Here is a 15902-nt window from a genome sequence, read left to right on the forward strand (position 1 = left end):
CGAGCGTCAGCGGACGGAGCCGGCCGGGTCCGGTCCGGGCCTCCGGAGCGAGGGTCCCGGGTCGGGCCTCAGGAGCTCGCGGAGCCCGGCGGCGGCGTCGATGGTGACCACGTCGGAGCCGGACTGGATTCCCTCGCGGCGCAGCGCCTCCAGCACCGCGGCGATGACCGCGTGCGTGGCCGCCTTGGTCTCCAGCTGCTGCGAGCCGGACCAGAAGCGCAGCTCCATCTCGACCGTCGCCGTGCCGATCGTCGTCAGGAAGGCCTCAGGCTCGGGCTGGTCGAGGACCGCCGACAGGTCGCCGATCGCCTCGACGGCGACGCGGCGTGCTCGTTCGAGGTCCGCGTCGTCGGCCAGCTCGACCAGCACCGAGCTGCGGACGTGCTCGAACCCGGTCTGGACGGTGACGACCTCGGAGTGCAGGGTGCCGTTGGGCACGATGACGAGGCGACCGTCGAAGGTGCGCACGGAGGTGGACGTCAGACCCATCTGCACGACTGTCCCGCGGTGCCCCTCGACGGCGATCTGGTCCCCCTTCTGGAAGCGGTCGCGGGCGAGCAGCACGATCCCGGCGAACATGTTGCCCAGCACCGTCTGGAAGGCGATGCCGGCCGCGATCGAGATCACGCCGACGCCGCCGAGGATGTTCACCGGCTTCACGCTCGGGAAGACGATGGTCAGCAGCGCCGCGACCCCCAGCAGCACGAACATCCAGCCGACCAGGCGACCGAAGACACGCGCGGAACCCTCGCTGCGACCGCGCCAGCGCATGGTGGACGAGACCAGCGCGCGGGCCACCCGCCCCAGGAGAAGGGCGACCACGAGCACACCCAGGCCCAGGCCCAGCCCGCGCAGCGTCACCTGCGGGAGGCTGAGGGTCTCGAGAGCGCCCGTCAGCACCGGTCCGACGACCGGCCTGGACCTGCGTCCACTGGAGTGCTCGATCCCGACAGCCCGCTCATGGACGGCCATCCTGCCAGCAGTGCCCGGGAGCGGCGCACCGGACGCGTCCAGGCCCCATGGTGCGTGCCGCACCGGTTCCGGTGACACTGTGCGCATGGCACCTGTCGCGGACCGTGAGCCGACGCCTGCGGACCAGGGCGCCGGGGCGGTCGAGCCGCGCCAGATCCCCCTGCGCGGGTGGCTGCAGATCCTCCGCCGTGTCGTCGGCCGGGTGGGGGGCGACAACTTCTCGCTCTACAGCGCCGCCGTCGCCTTCTTCGCGGTGCTCTCCGTGGCGCCGGTGCTGCTCACCGCCCTGTCCGTGTACGGCGCGGTCAACACCCCGGCCCAGGCGATGGAGCACCTGTCCGGCGTGGTCGAGGTGATGCCGCCCGCCCTCGGTGGCGTCCTGGCCGACCAGCTGGTGTCGATCACGGCAGCCTCCACCCAGCTGCTGACCTTCCGGGGCCTGGTGGCCCTCGTCGTGGCCCTCGGCACCGCGATGACGGCCATGTCCTTCCTCATCGAGGCGCTGACCGTCGCCTACCGGGAGGAGGAGACCCGCGGCCTGCGGCGCCGCACCGTCCTGGCCCTGGCGTTCGTGCTGGGCGGTGCGGTGGTCCTGGGTGCGGTGATCACCGGCAGCGCCCTGGTCTCCCGGGCCCTCGCCGAGACGCCCGGGGCGTTGCGTCTTCTGGTCCTCGCGGCCGTGTGGATCGGTCTCGCCGCGGTGATGGCACTGAGCCTGGCGCTGCTGTACCGGTTCGCGCCGGACCGCCGTGGCAGGGCGAGGTGGCGCTGGATCCGCGGGGGCGCCACCGCGACGACCGCGGTGTGGCTCGGTGCCTCGGCGGGTCTCTTCGCCTACGTGCAGAACATCGGCACCTACGAGCGCACCTACGGCTCGCTCGCCGGGGTGGCGATCAGCATGTTCTGGCTCTGGCTCACCGTCCTCCTCGTCGTCCTCGGTGCGGCGGTCAACGCCGAGGCGGAACGGCAGACAGCCCGCGACTCGACCGTGGGGGCCGAGCGCCCGGCGGGCCAGCGCGGCGCCGCGGTCGCCGACGACGTCCCGCCCTACCCGGAGGACCTGTCCTAGTCCGAGCGCACCCGGTCGATGGTGTCCTGGACCACGTCCACCGCCTTGGCCAGAAGGGGCCGGTCGTCGCCGCCGGCTGCCCAGGAGGGGTCCTGCGGCAGCGGACCCATCGGGTCGGCGGTGTCCGGGTGGGGGGGAGACTCGCTCCTGGGGTCGGCGAGCGACCGGCGGATCGCCTCGTCGAGCCCGACCAGGGCGTGGCCGGGGGGGAGCAGGTCACGGCGGAAGTCGTCGTCGGCGCAGACCATGTCGTGGTGGAGGCTCTCGACCAGCGCCTGCACGGTCGAGGTCGGAACGTCGGTCAGCGCACCGACGAGGGCCCCCACGAGGTCCGTGGGCAGCAGCGGCACCTGCACCTGCGGGCGGTCCAGGCCCGCGATCACCGCATACCGGTCGAGCAGGTCCGCGTAGGGCAGACGGTCCGACCCGCCGATGTCGTAGCTGCGCGTGGGGACCTCGGCGGTGAGCGCACCCACGAGGGCGGCGATCGCGTCGACGACGGCGATGGGCTGGACGTCGGAGTTCATCCACGTGGGCACCGTCTGGACGGGGATGCGCTCGCTCACCTGCCGGATGATCTCGAACGACGTGGACCCGCTGCCCAGCAGCACCGCCGCGCGCAGGGTGAGCACGGTCGCGGGGGTGGAGCTGAGGATCTCCTCCACCTCGAGACGGGACGTGATGTGCTCGCTCAGCTCCGCCGGCTCCACGGGTGGGACGATCCCGGACAGGTAGACCACCCGGGACGTGCCACGTCTCGTCACCGCTCGGGAGACGTTCTGGGCGGCGCGACGGTCGTTCTCGGCGAAGTCGCTGCCGCCGCCCATGCCGTGGACCAGGTAGTAGACCGCGTCGGCACCGTCGAGCGCAGCGTCGACCTGGTCGGGGTCGGCGATGTCCATCTCGACGGTCTCGACCCGGTCGGACCACCACGGGCCCTGCCGCGTCAGGTCGGTCGTCGTCGTGCGGACCTCGTGACCTTCGTCCAGCAGCCGGGGCACCAACCGTCCGCCGACGTAGCCGGTGGCGCCGGTGACGAGAACCTTCACAGCTCTCCCCGTTCGTTCGTGCGGTCTGACGAGACGTCACGAGTATGACCCACCCCTGCCGCCGCAGCAGGGCGGGTCGCCCGACAGGTGTTCCGCGGAACAGCTGTCAGGTGGCGATGACCTGCACCAGCAGGATCTTGAGGATGAGGCCCAGGGCGAACATCGCCGCATACCCGGCCTCGACCCGCTCGTCGGTGACCCGACCGTTGGCGTAGGCCAGGATCGCCGGTTGACCGACGAACCCGGCGAGCCCTCCGGCTGCCCGTGCCGAGCTGACACCGGCGAGTCGGGCGACCAGCATGAACAGGAGGCCGGCCACCAGGGTGATGGTCACGGCGGCGGTGACCACGCGCAGACCGGTCCAGCTGAACGCCTCGGACGCGAACGCCTGGCCCGAGATCAGTCCCGTGGCACCGAGGAACAGGAGCAGCCCGAGCTGCCGGATGGTGAGGTTGGCGGCCATGGGCAGACCCCAGACCAGCGGACCGGTGCGCTCCAGCCGGCCGAGCACGAGGCCGACGACCAGTGGCCCGGCGGCCGAGCCGAGCGCGAAGCGCACTCCCCCGGGCAGGGGGAGCGCCACCAGACCGACGGCCAGACCGACGGCCAGGCCGACCCCGAGGGTCAGGGCGTCGATCTCGCTGACCTTCCGCTCGGAGTCGCCGAAGAGCTCGGACACCTCGCCCAGCCGTCCACGTGGCACGACTACGCGCACCCGGTCCCCCAGCTCCAGGACGAACTCCTCGGACGCCAGCAGGTCGAGGTCCCCGCGCCGGACCCGGGTGACGATGCCGTCGAGCCGACCCGGCACGTCCAGCTCACCGATGGTGCGCCCCGCGACGCGTGGGTCGGAGACCACGAACCGGCGGTAGTCCACCTCGCTGCGGTCGTGCGCGAGGTGCTGGTCCACGCGGTGGCCCAGGTGCTCACGGGCGCGGGCCACGGCCTCCGCCGGGCCCACCACCACCACGCGGTCACCGACCCGCAGCTCGTCCACCGGGCGTACCACGCGCGCCCTCCCCCCACGCGCCAGGTAGGACAGGCGCACCGAGCCGTCGGTGACCCCGGGCACGTCGACCAGCGGGGTGGGTCGCTCCACCTCCACGGAGATGTCCACCAGACCCCGACGGGCGGCCGAGTCGGGGTCGCGGCGGGCGGCCCACGGTCGGCTCAGGATGAGGCCGACGAGCAGGATCGTCACGACCACCCCCACCGGGTAGGACAGTGAGTAGCCGACCGCCGGCTCGTCGCTGCCCGTGCGTTCGGCGGCCGTGGCCAGGGCGGGGGTCGAGGTGAGAGCACCCGCGAACGTCCCTGCGGACATGGCCGGCGTCAGACCCAGGATCCCGCCGACGACCACGGTCACAGCCGTCATGACGACCAGCACGAGACTCGCACCAGCCATCAGCGGCAGCTGGGTGCGCAGGTCGCGGACGAAGGTGTGGCCCGCCGAGAGGCCGACGGTGTAGACGAACAGCGCCAGACCCAGGGTCTGGACCAGCGCGAGCCCCTCCCCGAGCCGCGGGTCCAGCGCCCCGACGGCCAGCCCGATGAACAGGGCACCCGCAGGGCCGAAGCGCAGCGGGCCGAAGGGGATCGCACCGAGGAGAGTGCCCACCGCGACGACGATCATCATCGTGAGCAGCGGTGAGGAGGCCAGTGCGTCCAGCATGCGGGCAAGCCTCTCACCCACGAGCGTGGGCTCGGCGCAGCACGGCGCCCGCACGCAGGAGCCCGCCTCTGCCACAGTGGTGCGATGGCCCTGCCCATGATGCCGCACCCCCACCTGATCGTGCTCCGCAGCGCGGCCACGGTGGTGCTCAGCTGCCTCATCGCGCAGGCGGGCTGGGCCGCGGCGGTCCTCGGCGGCGAGGCGCAGTTCGCCCGGAACCACGAGGTCGGCGCGTGGGTGACGCTGGCCGCCACCGTCGGGTCAGCGCTTCTCTACGTCCTCCTGCGGACGTCTGCCGGAGCGGTCAACGTGGCCCTGGCGGTCGTGCTCGCCGGTGCGGTGGTCGCCCAGTTCACGCTCGGTCACACCGGGCAGCGGGCGCTGCACATCTTCCTCGGCGTCCTGGTCGCCATGCTCGGGACCGCCCTGACCTCGTGGACGTACCGCCACGCGCTGCCGGAGGACCCGGGCGCCTGACCCGGGCCCACCGGGATCAGACCGGCGGGATGGAGCGGTGCCGGGTGGAGAAGTGCCGGTCGCGGCGGGCGGCGTACCGGAAGCGCCGCACGATCTCCTCGCGCAGGTCTTCCGGCTCCACGACCGCGTCGATGACCAGGTCGGCGGCCAGCCGCTCCAGGTCCACGTCCTCCAGGTACTCCGCCCGCCGTGCGCCGACGAACGCGGCCCGCTCCCCCTCGTCGGCGATCTCGGCGATCTTGTTGGCGTAGACCGCGTTGACCGCCGCCTCCGGACCCATGACCGCGATCCGCGCGGTCGGCAGGGCGATCGTCGCCTCCGGTCCGAAGCCTGGACCGCCCATCGCGTAGAGACCGGCACCGTAGGCCTTGCGCACCACCACGCACAGCTGCGGCACGGTCGCCTCCGAGACGGCCGAGACCATCTTGGCGCCGTGCCGGATGATGCCGCCGCGCTCGACCTCCGAGCCGATCATGAAGCCGGGGACGTCGGCGAGGTAGAGCAGCGGTATGCCGTACGCGTCGCACAGCCAGATGAAGCGCGCGGCCTTGTCGGCCGAGTCGGTGAAGAGCACCCCGCCCTTGATCGCCGAGTTGTTGGCGAGGATCCCCACGGTCTGCCCCTCGACCCGCCCGAGCCCGACCACGAGCTCGGCTGCGAACAGCGGCTTGACCTCGAAGAAGCTGTCGTCGTCGACGAGGCCGTCGATCACCTCGTGGACGTCGAAGGGCACCGACTCGGCCTCCGGGACCGTCGACCGGGTCAGCGGTTGTGCCGGTGGCTCGCCCTCGTAGTGCGGCACCGGGTCGTGCCAGGTCTCGGGCAGGTAGGAGAAGAAGTGCTTGGCCAGCTCGATGGCCTCGGCGTCGTCGGCGGCAAGCAGGTCCCCCACCCCGGAGACCGTGCAGTGCATCCGGGCACCGCCCATCTCCTCCAGGCTCACGGTCTCCCCCACGACCATCTCGGCCATCCGGGGGCTCCCCAGGTACATCGAGGCGTTGCCCTCCACCATGATGATCAGGTCGGTGAAGCTGGGGATGTAGGCCCCGCCGGCCGCGCTCGGCCCGAAGAGGCAGCAGATCTGCGGCACCCGTCCCGACAGCGCGACCTGGTTGTGGAAGATGCGTCCGGCCCCGCGGCGGCCGGGGAAGAGGTCGACCTGGTCGGTGATGCGGGCACCTGCGGAGTCGACGAACCAGAAGAGCGGCAGCTCCTCGCGCAACGCCGCCTCGGTCGCCCGGATGATCTTCTCCACGGTCCGCGCACCCCACGAACCGGCCTTGACGGTCGGGTCGTTGGCCACCACGATCGCCGGGCGCCCGTCGACCTCGCCCCGCCCGGTGACCACGCCGTCGGCGGGCAGGCCGGCGGCGGTCGCGTTGGCGTAGCGCCCGTCCTCCACGAAGGTGCCCTCGTCGAAGAGCAGCGCGATCCGCTCGCGCACGTAGAGCTTGTTCTGGGAGTCGAGCTTGGCGCGCGCCTTCGGCGAGGGCTTCGCCGACTCCTGGTAAGCCGTCTCGAGCCGGGCGCGCAGGTCGCCGACCCGGGGGTCGGGATAGGGGTTGCCCTCGGTGGCGGCGTGCTCCATACCCGTCATGGTGCCAGCCCCGGTCAGGACGGGAGGCCGAGGCCGCGGGCGATGACCATCCGCTGGACCTCGGAGGTGCCCTCGCCGATCTCCAGGATCTTGGCGTCGCGGTAGAACCGGGCCACGGGGTACTCCTCCATGAAACCGTTGCCCCCGAAGACCTGGGTGGCGATCCGGGTCGCGCTGACGGCGGCCTCGGTGGAGTAGAGCTTGGCGATCGCCGCGGCCTGCTTGACCTCGGCCAGCGAGCGGCGACCGGCCTCGCGCTCGTCGTTGAGCCACGCGGCCTTGTAGGTCAGCACGCGCGCGGCCTCGACCATGACCGCGAGGTCGGCGACCTGGAAGGAGATGCCCTGGTTGACCGCGATGGGGCGGCCGAAGGCGATCCGTTCCTTGCTGTAGGCGGTCACCTCCTCGAGCATCCGCTGCGCGCAGCCGACGGCGAGCGCGGAGATCGCGATGCGCCCGTCGTCGAGGGTCTTGAGGAACTGCTTGAAGCCCTCCCCGCGGGCACCCAGCAGGTTGCCCTCGGGCACACGGCAGTCCTCGAAGGTCAGACCGTGGGTGTCGGAGATGTGCCAGCCGAGCTTGCGGTACGCCGGCTCGACCGTGAACCCCTCGGTGCCCGACGGGACCATGATGGCGCTGATCTCCGGGCGCCCCTGGGCAGTCTCGCCGGTCCTGGTGGTGACGGTGACGACCGAGGTGATGTCGGTGCCGGAGTTGGTGATGAAGGCCTTGGCCCCGTTGACCACCCACTGGCCGCCGTCGAGGCGGGCGCGCGTCTTGGTGGCGCCGGCGTCGGACCCGGCCTCGGGCTCCGTGAGACCGAACCCGGCGAGCGAGCGCCCGGCGACGAGGTCGGGCAGGAAGCGCTCCTTCTGCTCCTGCGAGCCGAAGGACAGGATCGGGTTGATGCCCAGGCCCACCCCTGCGGACAGGGTGATGCCGACGGACTGGTCGACCCGGCCCAGCTCCTCGATGGCCAGGCACAGATAGGTGAACCCGCCCTCCTCGAGGCCGGCGCCGCCGAACTCCTCGGGCGCGTTGAGGCCGAACAGCCCGAGGTCGCCCATCTTGGGCACGAGGTCGGTCGGGAAGTGGGCGTCCCGGTCCCACTGCTCGACGTGCGGGGCGACCTCGGCCTCGGCGAAGTCGCGGACGAGTCGACGGAAGTCCTCGTGGTCCTGGGTCAGCTCGAACATCGGTGTCCGGTCCTTAAGGGGGCTGGGGTGGTGCGTGGGTCTGGGTTCGCCCATCGTGCTTGACGTTCACGGAAAGGTCAAGCACGATGGTGGCTCACTTGACGTTAGGACAAGACGTGACCGACGAGGTCGAGCCCACCTGGACCATCGCGCAGATGGCCGACGACTACGACGTGACCCACCGCGCCCTGCGCCACTACGAGCACCTGGGGCTGCTCAGCCCGGAGCGGGACGGGCAGCGCCGGCTCTACCACCGCCGGGAGCGGACCCGGCTGGCGCTCATCCTGCGGGGTCGACGGTTGGGCTTCCCGCTCGAGGAGATCGCCACGATCCTGGGGATGTACGACGACCAGCCGGGCGAGGCCGGTCAGCTGCGCTACCTGCTGAGCCAGATCGACGACCGCCGCGGCGACCTCGAACGCCGCCGTCGCGACATCGAGGACTCGCTGCGCGAGCTCGACGAGCTGGAGCGCCGGTGCGAGGAGGACCTGGCCGAGCTGGTCTGACGCCGCGCCAGACCTCCGCGCTCACGCCATACCCCTGCCATTAGGGTGACCCCATGCCGATCCGCAAGGTCCTCATCGCCAACCGTGGCGAGATCGCCGTCCGCATCGCCCGCGCCTGCAAGGACGCCGGCCTGACGTCGGTCGCCGTCTACGCCGAGCCCGACCGCGATGCCCTCCACGTCAGGGTCGCCGACGAGGCCCACGCCCTCGGCGGCTCGACGCCCGGTGAGTCGTACCTGGTGCAGGAGAAGCTGATCGAGGTCGCCCGGGCCACCGGCGCTGACGCTGTGCACCCCGGTTACGGCTTCCTCGCCGAGAACGCCTCGTTCGCCCAGGCGGTGATCGACGCCGGGCTGACCTGGATCGGCCCCGGGCCCGCGGCCATCGACGCCCTCGGCGACAAGGTCAAGGCCCGTCACATCGCGCTCTCCTCGCAGGCACCGCTCGTCCCCGGCACCGCGGACCCGGTCGACGGCCCCGACGAGGTCGTCGCCTTCGCCGAGGAGCACGGGCTGCCGGTCGCGATCAAGGCGGCCTACGGCGGCGGTGGCCGCGGCCTCAAGGTCGCGCGCACCATGGAGGAGATCCCGCACCTGTTCGAGTCGGCGGTCCGCGAGGCCGTGACCGCCTTCGGCCGCGGTGAGTGCTTCGTGGAGCGCTTCCTCGACCGTCCACGCCACGTCGAGACCCAGTGCCTCGCCGACCAGCACGGCACCGTGGTCGTCGTCTCGACGCGCGACTGCTCGCTGCAGCGCCGTAACCAGAAGCTCGTCGAGGAGGCCCCCGCCCCGTTCCTGACGCCCGCGCAGCGCACCGAGATCGTGCGCGCCAGCAAGGAGATCATGCGGCAGGCGGGCTACGTCGGCGCCGGCACCTGCGAGTTCCTCGTGGGACCGGAGGGCGACATCTCCTTCCTCGAGGTCAACACCCGGCTGCAGGTCGAGCACCCGGTCACCGAGGAGGTCACGGGCATCGACCTCGTGCGCGAGCAGTTCCGCATCGCCGACGGCGAGGAGCTCGGGTACGACGACCCGGTCCCGCACGCGCACTCGATCGAGTTCCGCATCAACGCCGAGGACCCGGGCCGCGACTTCATGCCCGCCCCGGGCACCGCGCTGGTCTTCCGTCCACCCTCGGGACCGGGCGTGCGCGTCGACTCCGGCGTGGTCGAGGGCGACGTCGTGGCGGGCGCCTTCGACTCGATGCTCGCCAAGCTCATCGTCACCGGCCGGACCCGTCGCGAGGCGATCGAGCGCTCCCGCCGGGCCCTCGCGGAGTTCGCCGTGGAGGGTATGCCGACCGCGCTCACCTTCCACCGTGCCGTGGTCTCCGACCCCGCGTTCGCCCCGGAGGGCGACGAGCCGTTCACCGTGCACACCCGGTGGATCGAGACCGAGTTCGACAACCGGATCGCCGCCTACTCCGGCCCGACGGCCGAGGCGCCGGGCGAGGACGGCGAGCGCCAGCGGGTCGTCGTCGAGGTCGGCGGCCAGCGCCTCGAGGTGTCGCTGCCCGCCGGGCTCGCGCTCGGCGGGACCAACGGCGGCAGCGGCGGCGCAGCGGGCCGGAAGAAGGCGCCCAAGCGCTCCCGCGGGGCCGGTGGCGCTGCCGCCGCGTCGGGCGACGCGGTGACCGCCCCGATGCAGGGCACGATCGTGAAGATCTCCGTCGAGGAGGGTCAGCAGGTCAGTGCCGGCGACGTCGTGGTCGTGCTCGAGGCGATGAAGATGGAGCAGCCGATCAAGGCGCACAAGGACGGCACCGTCACGGGCCTGACGGCGACCGTCGGCGAGACCGTCCCCAACGGCGCGGTGGTCTGCGAGCTCAAGGACTGACCGGGCCCACCGCGCGTCCGGTGGGTCAGTCGGCGATCTCGTGGAGCTGACGGGCAGCCTCGGCCAGCGACCCGCTCATCGACGGGTACACCGTGAACGTCGAGGAGAACTGGTCGACGTTGAGCCGGTTCGCCACGGCCAGGGCGATCGGGAAGATCAGCTCGCTCGCGCGGGGGGCCACGACCACGCCGCCGACGATCGTGTGGCTGCCGCTGCGGGCGAAGAGCTTGACGAACCCGTCCTGCACGTTCTGCATCTTGGCGCGCGGGTTCTTGGTCAGCGGCAGCATCACCGACCGGGCGTCGACGCGCCCCTCGTCGATGTCGGCCTGGCTCACGCCGACGGTGGCGATCTCGGGGTCGGTGAAGATGTTCGAGCTCACCTTGCCCAGGGACAGGGGCGCCACGGCGTCGCCGAGGGCGTGGGCGACCGCGATCCGCCCCTGCATCGCCGCGACCGAGGCCAGCGGGAACACCCCGGTGCAGTCACCGGCGGCGTAGACCCCGGCCACGCTGGTGCGCGAGACCCGGTCGACCTCGATGTGGCCGGACCGGCTCACGCGCACCCCCGCCTCCTCCAGCCCCATGTCGGTCGTGTTCGGTATGGAGCCCACGGCCAGGAGGGCGTGGGACCCGGTCACCTCGCGACCGTCCTCGAGGGTGACCACGACCCCGTTCCCGTCCCTGCGCACCCCCCCGGCCCGCGAGCGGTTGAGCACCGCCATGCCGCGGCGCCGGAAGACCTCCTCCACGACGTTGGCCGCGTCGGCGTCCTCGCCGGGCAGCACCCGGTCGCGGGAAGAGATGAGCGTGACGGCGCACCCGAGCCCGAGATAGCTGTGGGCCAGCTCGGCACCGGTCACGCCGGAGCCGATGACGATGAGGTGCTCCGGCAGCTCGGTGAGGTCCCAGATCTGCTGCCAGGTCAGGATCCGCTCGCCGTCCGGCACCGCCGTGTCCATCACCCGTGGGCGCGCACCGGTGGCGACCAGGATGAGGTCGGCCTCGAGGACGAGACTCTCCCCGGAGTCACGGTCCGCACCGTGCGGGGCGGGCTCCTCGCCCGACGCGACCGCCCCGACCCCCTGCACGACCTCGACCTGGCCGCCCCCCAGCAGCCGTCCCGCCCCCTGCACGATCTCCACGCCCGCCGACTCCAGCCGCTCGACGATGTCGCGGCTCTGGGCCTGCGCGAGCTCCATGATCCGGGCGTTGACGTCGGCGATGTGGGCGGTGACGCCCTGGTCGCCCCGCACCTCGTCCCCGTCGAAGTGGACGCCGATCCGTCGAGCCGCGCTGAAACGCTCCATGAAGTCCGCGGTGGCGATGAGCGCCTTGCTGGGCACGCAGTCGGTCAGCACCGCCGCACCCCCCATCCCCGACCGCTCGACGACCGTCACCTCCGCGCCGAGCTGGGCCGCGCCCAGCGCAGCCTCGTATCCCCCGGGACCCCCACCGATGACGACGACCGACCTGTTCGCAGCACTCACGGCCCCTATCCAACCACCGTTAGGGTGTGCCGGTGAGCACGGACCTCCTCGACCCCAGCACGGACCCCCGACAGGTCGCCGAGGCAGCCGCCGCGGTGATCGCCGAGCGCACCGGCGCCCCCCGCCACGACATCGCCCTCGTCCTGGGCAGCGGCTGGAAGCCGGCCGCCGACCTCCTCGGCGAGGCGGACGCGGAGATCGAGAACACCGACGTCCCCGGGTTCACCGCCGCCGCCGTCGAGGGTCACACCGGCACCATGCGCTCGATCCCGCTCGCGGACGGTCGCCGGGTGCTCGTCTACGGCACCCGCACCCACTTCTACGAGGGCCGGGGCGTCCGCTCGGTCGTGCACGCGGTCCGCACCGCGGCCGCCGCCGGGTGCTCGACGATCGTGCTGACCAACGGCTGCGGCGGTCTGCGCCCCGAGTGGCGCCCCGGCACGCCCGTCCTCATCAGCGACCACCTCAACCTCACGGCCGCCTCGCCGTTGGAGGGGGCGACCTTCGTCGACCTCACCGACCTCTACGCACCGCGGCTGCGCGAGCTCGCCCGGCAGGTCGACCCGACCCTCGACGAGGGCGTCTACGTGCAGTTCCGCGGCCCCCACTACGAGACGCCCGCCGAGGTCCGGATGGCCAGGATCCTCGGCGGCGACCTCGTCGGCATGTCCACGACGCTGGAGGCGATCGCCGCCCGCGAGGCCGGGATGGAGGTCCTCGGCATCTCCCTGGTCACCAACCACGCCGCCGGCATCAGCCCCACCCCCCTGGACCACCAGGAGGTCATCAGGGCCGGCCGCGCCGCCGCCGCGCGCTGCGGCGACCTGCTGGCCCGCATCGTCGCCAAGATCTGACCGAGGACCACCCGCACCCCCAGGAGCACACGGTATGCCGCACGCGCCCGCCCCCGAGACGTCCGCCCTCCTCGAGCAGGCCCGTGCCTGGCTCGCGGACGACCCTGACGAGGTCACCCGTGCCGAGCTCGCCGGTCTGGTCGAGCGGACCGAGGCCGGTGACGAGCAGTCCCGCGCGGACCTGGCCCACCGCTTCGTCGGCCTCCTGGAGTTCGGCACCGCCGGGCTCCGGGGCGCCCTGGGCGCCGGCCCCAACCGGATGAACCGCAGCGTCGTGATCCGCACCGCAGCCGGGCTCACGGCCTACCTGCGGGACCGCCTCGAGGCGGCGGGCGACCGCACCCCCGGCCCGGCGGTCGTCGTCGGCTTCGACGCCCGCCACAACTCCGACGTCTTCGCCCGGGACACCGCGGCGGTCGTGGAGGCGGCCGGCGGTCGCGCGATGGTGCTGCCGCACCCCCTGCCCACGCCGGTGCTGGCGTTCGCGGTCAGGCACCTGGGCGCCGACGCCGGCGTGATGGTCACCGCCAGCCACAACCCGCCGGAGGACAACGGCTACAAGGTCTACCTCGGCGACGGTTCGCAGATCGTGCCGCCCGTGGACGACGACATCTGTGCGCAGATCGCGCGTGTGACCTCGGTGGCCCAGGTGCCGATGACCCAGGACGGCTGGGTCACCCTCGACGACAGCGTCGTCGAGGCCTACCTGGACGCCGCCGTCGCGGTCCTCGACCCGGACGGCCCGCGCGACCTGTCGGTCGTGCACACCGCCCTCCACGGGGTCGGGTCGGAGGTCGTCCGGCAGGCGTTCGAGCGGGCCGGCTTCCCCACCCCGGCGGCCGTCGCCAGCCAGTCCGAGCCCGACCCGGACTTCCCGACCGTCGCCTTCCCCAACCCGGAGGAGGCCGGGGCGATCGACGCCGCGCTCGAGCTCGCCGCCCAGCTGCACCCGGACCTCGTCGTCGCCAACGACCCCGACGCCGACCGGTGCGCCCTCGCCGTCCAGGACCACGGGACCTGGCGGATGCTGCGCGGCGACGAGGTCGGCGCCCTGCTGGGCCACCACGTCATCGCGCGGGGCCGCGCGGGCGGCGAGCGGCCGGTGCTCGCACGCTCCATCGTGTCCTCCCGCCTGCTCGGGGCGATGGCGGAGGCGGCCGGCCTGCGCGCCGAGGAGACGCTGACCGGCTTCAAGTGGATCGGTCGCGTCGAGGGGCTGGCCTACGGCTACGAGGAGGCGCTCGGCTACTGCGTCGACCCGGCCAGGGTGCCCGACAAGGACGGGGTGACGGCGGCGCTCATGGCCGCCGAGCTCGCCGCCACGCTCAAGACCCAGGGCCGCACGCTGCTGGACCTCCTCGACGACCTGGCCCTCGCGCACGGCGTCCACCAGACCGACGCCTTCTCGGTGCGCGTCCCCGACCTTGCCCTCATCCCGCCGGTGATGGCCCGCCTGCGCCAGCGGCCCCCGACAGGGCTCGGCGGCGTCGAGGTGGTCGCCGCCGAGGACCTGGCCGAGGGGGTGCAGGGACTTCCCCCGACCGAGGGTCTGCGATACCTGCTCGCCGACCGCACGCGTGTCGTCGTCCGGCCCAGCGGCACCGAGCCCAAGCTCAAGGTCTACCTCGAGGCCATCGTGCCCGTCGACGGCCCCGACGGGCTGCCCGCCGCCCGCGAGGAGGCCTCGCGCCGCCTGGCCGCCACCCGCGCAGGTATGGAGCAGCTCACCCGGGTCTGAGCGTCCACCCGGGCGCGTCCGCTCGTGCCCTCGGGGTCAGCCGAGGAGCGCCACGACGCCCAGCGCGAGGGCGAGACCCAGGGCGGTCACCGCCGACCACGCGACCCGCTGGACCACGGCCGCGGTGCCGGCACCGTCGTCACGCAGCTCACCACCGTCGAGCCGGAAGCGCTGGAGGGTGCGCAGCACGACGTCGGCGACGCCCTGCGCGGTCACCCCGGCGGACCCGCGGCGGCGGGTCGTCTCGGCGAAGTCGTCGAGGCTCCGACGCCGCACCCGGTCCCTGCGGACCGGCACGGCCCACGCACTGTGCCGGTGGCCCTCGCGGTCGTGCAGCTCGAGCGCCCACTGGTGGGTGACCTCCTCGACCACGGCCAGCGGCACCACCGAGTCCGTCACCACGTTGGCCAGCACCACGCCGTCGTCGTAGACCCGCACGTGCGGTCGCAGGAAGAGCGCCCAAGCCCCCGACCCCAGACCCACGACCAGCGCGAGCGGCCACGCCAGCCCCGCGCCCACGTGCCGACCGGCCACGACGTCGACGACCGTCAGGGTCGCCAGCAGGGCGGCACCCGCCACCAGCACCCAGCCGATGATGCGGGCGGGCAGGGTGCGGTAGACCCCGACGAGGTCGCCGGACAGGGGGCTCGGAGCAGGCTTCACGCTGCCAGAGTCTACGGTCGGGCCGCGTCCTAGACTGGGCGGTCATGGACGACGCCGATCTCCCCCGGGCCCGGGTCCTCGTGCTCGCCGGTCCGAGCGGGGCCGGCAAGTCGCGCCTGGCCCGTCGGCTGCACTCCCGCCACGGGTGGCCCCTGGTGGAGCTGGACGACTTCTACCACGAGCTGTCGCACGCCGACCTGCCGATGAGCCCGCTCGGCCTGGTCGACTGGGACGACGTCCGCTCCTGGAACCTCCCGGCGGCGCTCGCCGCCCTGGAGCAGCTGTGCGTGGAGGGGCGCGCGGACGTGCCCGTCTACGACATCTCGACCTCCAGCGTGACCGGGCACCGGGTGCTGGAGCGCGGCGACCACCCGCTCGTGGTCGCGGAGGGCATCTTCGCCGCCCACGCCGTGGCCGGCCTGCGCGCGCGGGGGCTGCTCGCGCACGCCTGGTGCGTGCGCAACCGCCCCTGGCTGACCTTCGGTCGTCGGTTGGTCCGCGACCTCGCGGAGCGCCGCAAGCCCCCGCTGACGCTGTGGCGCCGGGGCCTGCTCCTGCGCCGCGCAGAGCCGGGTATCGTGGCGGCCCAGCAGGCCCTGGGGGCAGAGCCGGTGACCGCCCACGAGGCGGAGCGCCGGGTCGAGGAGCTGGTGCAGCCCGGCGCCCAGGACAGACGCACGACACGAGGGGTCGGGGGATGACGCAACCACCACCACCGGGGTATGGGGCACCGCCCCCCGGTCCCGGTCCGCAACCCGGGTGGGAACCACCGCCCGGGTCGGGTC

14 protein-coding genes are annotated in these 15902 nt (G+C 73.0%); 7 read left to right on the forward strand and 7 right to left on the reverse strand.

The genetic code is table 11. The annotated features are described in order from the left end of the window. Window positions 1-6 precede the first annotated feature (6 nt). Complete coding sequence (locus tag ACI3ET_RS08010; RefSeq protein ID WP_405032485.1) at window positions 7-861, reverse strand: mechanosensitive ion channel family protein; 855 nt, start codon at window positions 859-861, stop codon at window positions 7-9. 196 nt (window positions 862-1057) lie between these two features. On the opposite strand from ACI3ET_RS08010, the gene ACI3ET_RS08015 reads away from it, so the two are divergent. Continuing rightward, a complete protein-coding gene (locus ACI3ET_RS08015) occupies window positions 1058-2041 on the forward strand; it encodes a YihY/virulence factor BrkB family protein (protein ID WP_405032486.1) in 984 nt (327 codons plus the stop codon). Here ACI3ET_RS08015 and ACI3ET_RS08020 read toward each other — a convergent pair. Further along, window positions 2038-3090, reverse strand: a complete 1053-nt coding sequence (locus ACI3ET_RS08020; RefSeq protein ID WP_405032487.1) for an NAD(P)H-binding protein — start codon at window positions 3088-3090, stop codon at window positions 2038-2040. The genes ACI3ET_RS08015 and ACI3ET_RS08020 overlap by 4 nt on opposite strands. Window positions 3091-3196: 106 nt before the next feature. Continuing rightward, on the reverse strand, window positions 3197-4762 hold the full coding sequence (locus ACI3ET_RS08025; protein ID WP_405032488.1) for an aspartate:alanine exchanger family transporter: 1566 nt from the start codon (window positions 4760-4762) through the stop codon (window positions 3197-3199). Between the two features lie 84 nt (window positions 4763-4846). Between ACI3ET_RS08025 and ACI3ET_RS08030 the strand changes: the two genes are divergently transcribed. Further along, entirely contained in the window at window positions 4847-5239 is a 393-nt protein-coding gene (locus tag ACI3ET_RS08030) for a hypothetical protein (protein WP_405032489.1), read from the forward strand. Window positions 5240-5255: 16 nt separating this feature from the next. Here ACI3ET_RS08030 and ACI3ET_RS08035 read toward each other — a convergent pair whose 3' ends face one another. Both ACI3ET_RS08035 and ACI3ET_RS08040 read right to left on the reverse strand, forming a co-directional pair. Continuing rightward, on the reverse strand, window positions 5256-6827 hold the full coding sequence (locus ACI3ET_RS08035) for an acyl-CoA carboxylase subunit beta (protein ID WP_405032490.1): 1572 nt from the start codon (window positions 6825-6827) through the stop codon (window positions 5256-5258). Window positions 6828-6850: 23 nt separating this feature from the next. After that, window positions 6851-8032: an acyl-CoA dehydrogenase family protein gene (locus tag ACI3ET_RS08040; RefSeq protein ID WP_405032491.1), complete on the reverse strand. Its 1182-nt coding sequence runs from the start codon at window positions 8030-8032 to the stop codon at window positions 6851-6853. Between the two features lie 86 nt (window positions 8033-8118). Between ACI3ET_RS08040 and ACI3ET_RS08045 the strand changes: the two genes are divergently transcribed. Next, window positions 8119-8538, forward strand: a complete 420-nt coding sequence (locus tag ACI3ET_RS08045) for a MerR family transcriptional regulator (RefSeq protein ID WP_405032492.1) — start codon at window positions 8119-8121, stop codon at window positions 8536-8538. A 53-nt stretch (window positions 8539-8591) separates the two neighbouring features. After that, the gene (locus ACI3ET_RS08050; protein ID WP_405032493.1) at window positions 8592-10373 is read left to right on the forward strand and encodes an acetyl/propionyl/methylcrotonyl-CoA carboxylase subunit alpha; all 1782 of its coding nucleotides are present in this window, start codon (window positions 8592-8594) and stop codon (window positions 10371-10373) included. Window positions 10374-10398: 25 nt separating this feature from the next. Here the strand turns inward: ACI3ET_RS08050 and ACI3ET_RS08055 are convergent, their stop codons facing one another. Further along, window positions 10399-11871, reverse strand: coding sequence for an NAD(P)H-quinone dehydrogenase (locus tag ACI3ET_RS08055; protein WP_405032658.1), 1473 nt, complete (start codon window positions 11869-11871; stop codon window positions 10399-10401). A 23-nt stretch (window positions 11872-11894) separates the two neighbouring features. Here ACI3ET_RS08055 and ACI3ET_RS08060 point away from each other — a divergent pair, with 23 nt between their 5' ends. Further along, a complete protein-coding gene (locus ACI3ET_RS08060) occupies window positions 11895-12716 on the forward strand; it encodes a purine-nucleoside phosphorylase (protein ID WP_405032494.1) in 822 nt (273 codons plus the stop codon). A 34-nt stretch (window positions 12717-12750) separates the two neighbouring features. Beyond that, the gene (locus ACI3ET_RS08065; RefSeq protein WP_405032495.1) at window positions 12751-14454 is read left to right on the forward strand and encodes a phospho-sugar mutase; all 1704 of its coding nucleotides are present in this window, start codon (window positions 12751-12753) and stop codon (window positions 14452-14454) included. A 36-nt stretch (window positions 14455-14490) separates the two neighbouring features. Here the strand turns inward: ACI3ET_RS08065 and ACI3ET_RS08070 are convergent, their stop codons facing one another. After that, window positions 14491-15117 carry a hypothetical protein gene (locus tag ACI3ET_RS08070; RefSeq protein ID WP_405032496.1) on the reverse strand — a complete coding sequence of 209 codons (627 nt, stop codon included), beginning with the start codon at window positions 15115-15117 and terminating at the stop codon, window positions 14491-14493. A 44-nt stretch (window positions 15118-15161) separates the two neighbouring features. Between ACI3ET_RS08070 and ACI3ET_RS08075 the strand changes: the two genes are divergently transcribed. Beyond that, on the forward strand, window positions 15162-15818 hold the full coding sequence (locus tag ACI3ET_RS08075) for a uridine kinase family protein (protein WP_405032497.1): 657 nt from the start codon (window positions 15162-15164) through the stop codon (window positions 15816-15818). Window positions 15819-15902: the final 84 nt, after the last annotated feature.

Source organism: Ornithinimicrobium jinqii (genome assembly GCF_045032595.1).
GTDB lineage: Bacteria > Actinomycetota > Actinomycetes > Actinomycetales > Dermatophilaceae > Ornithinicoccus.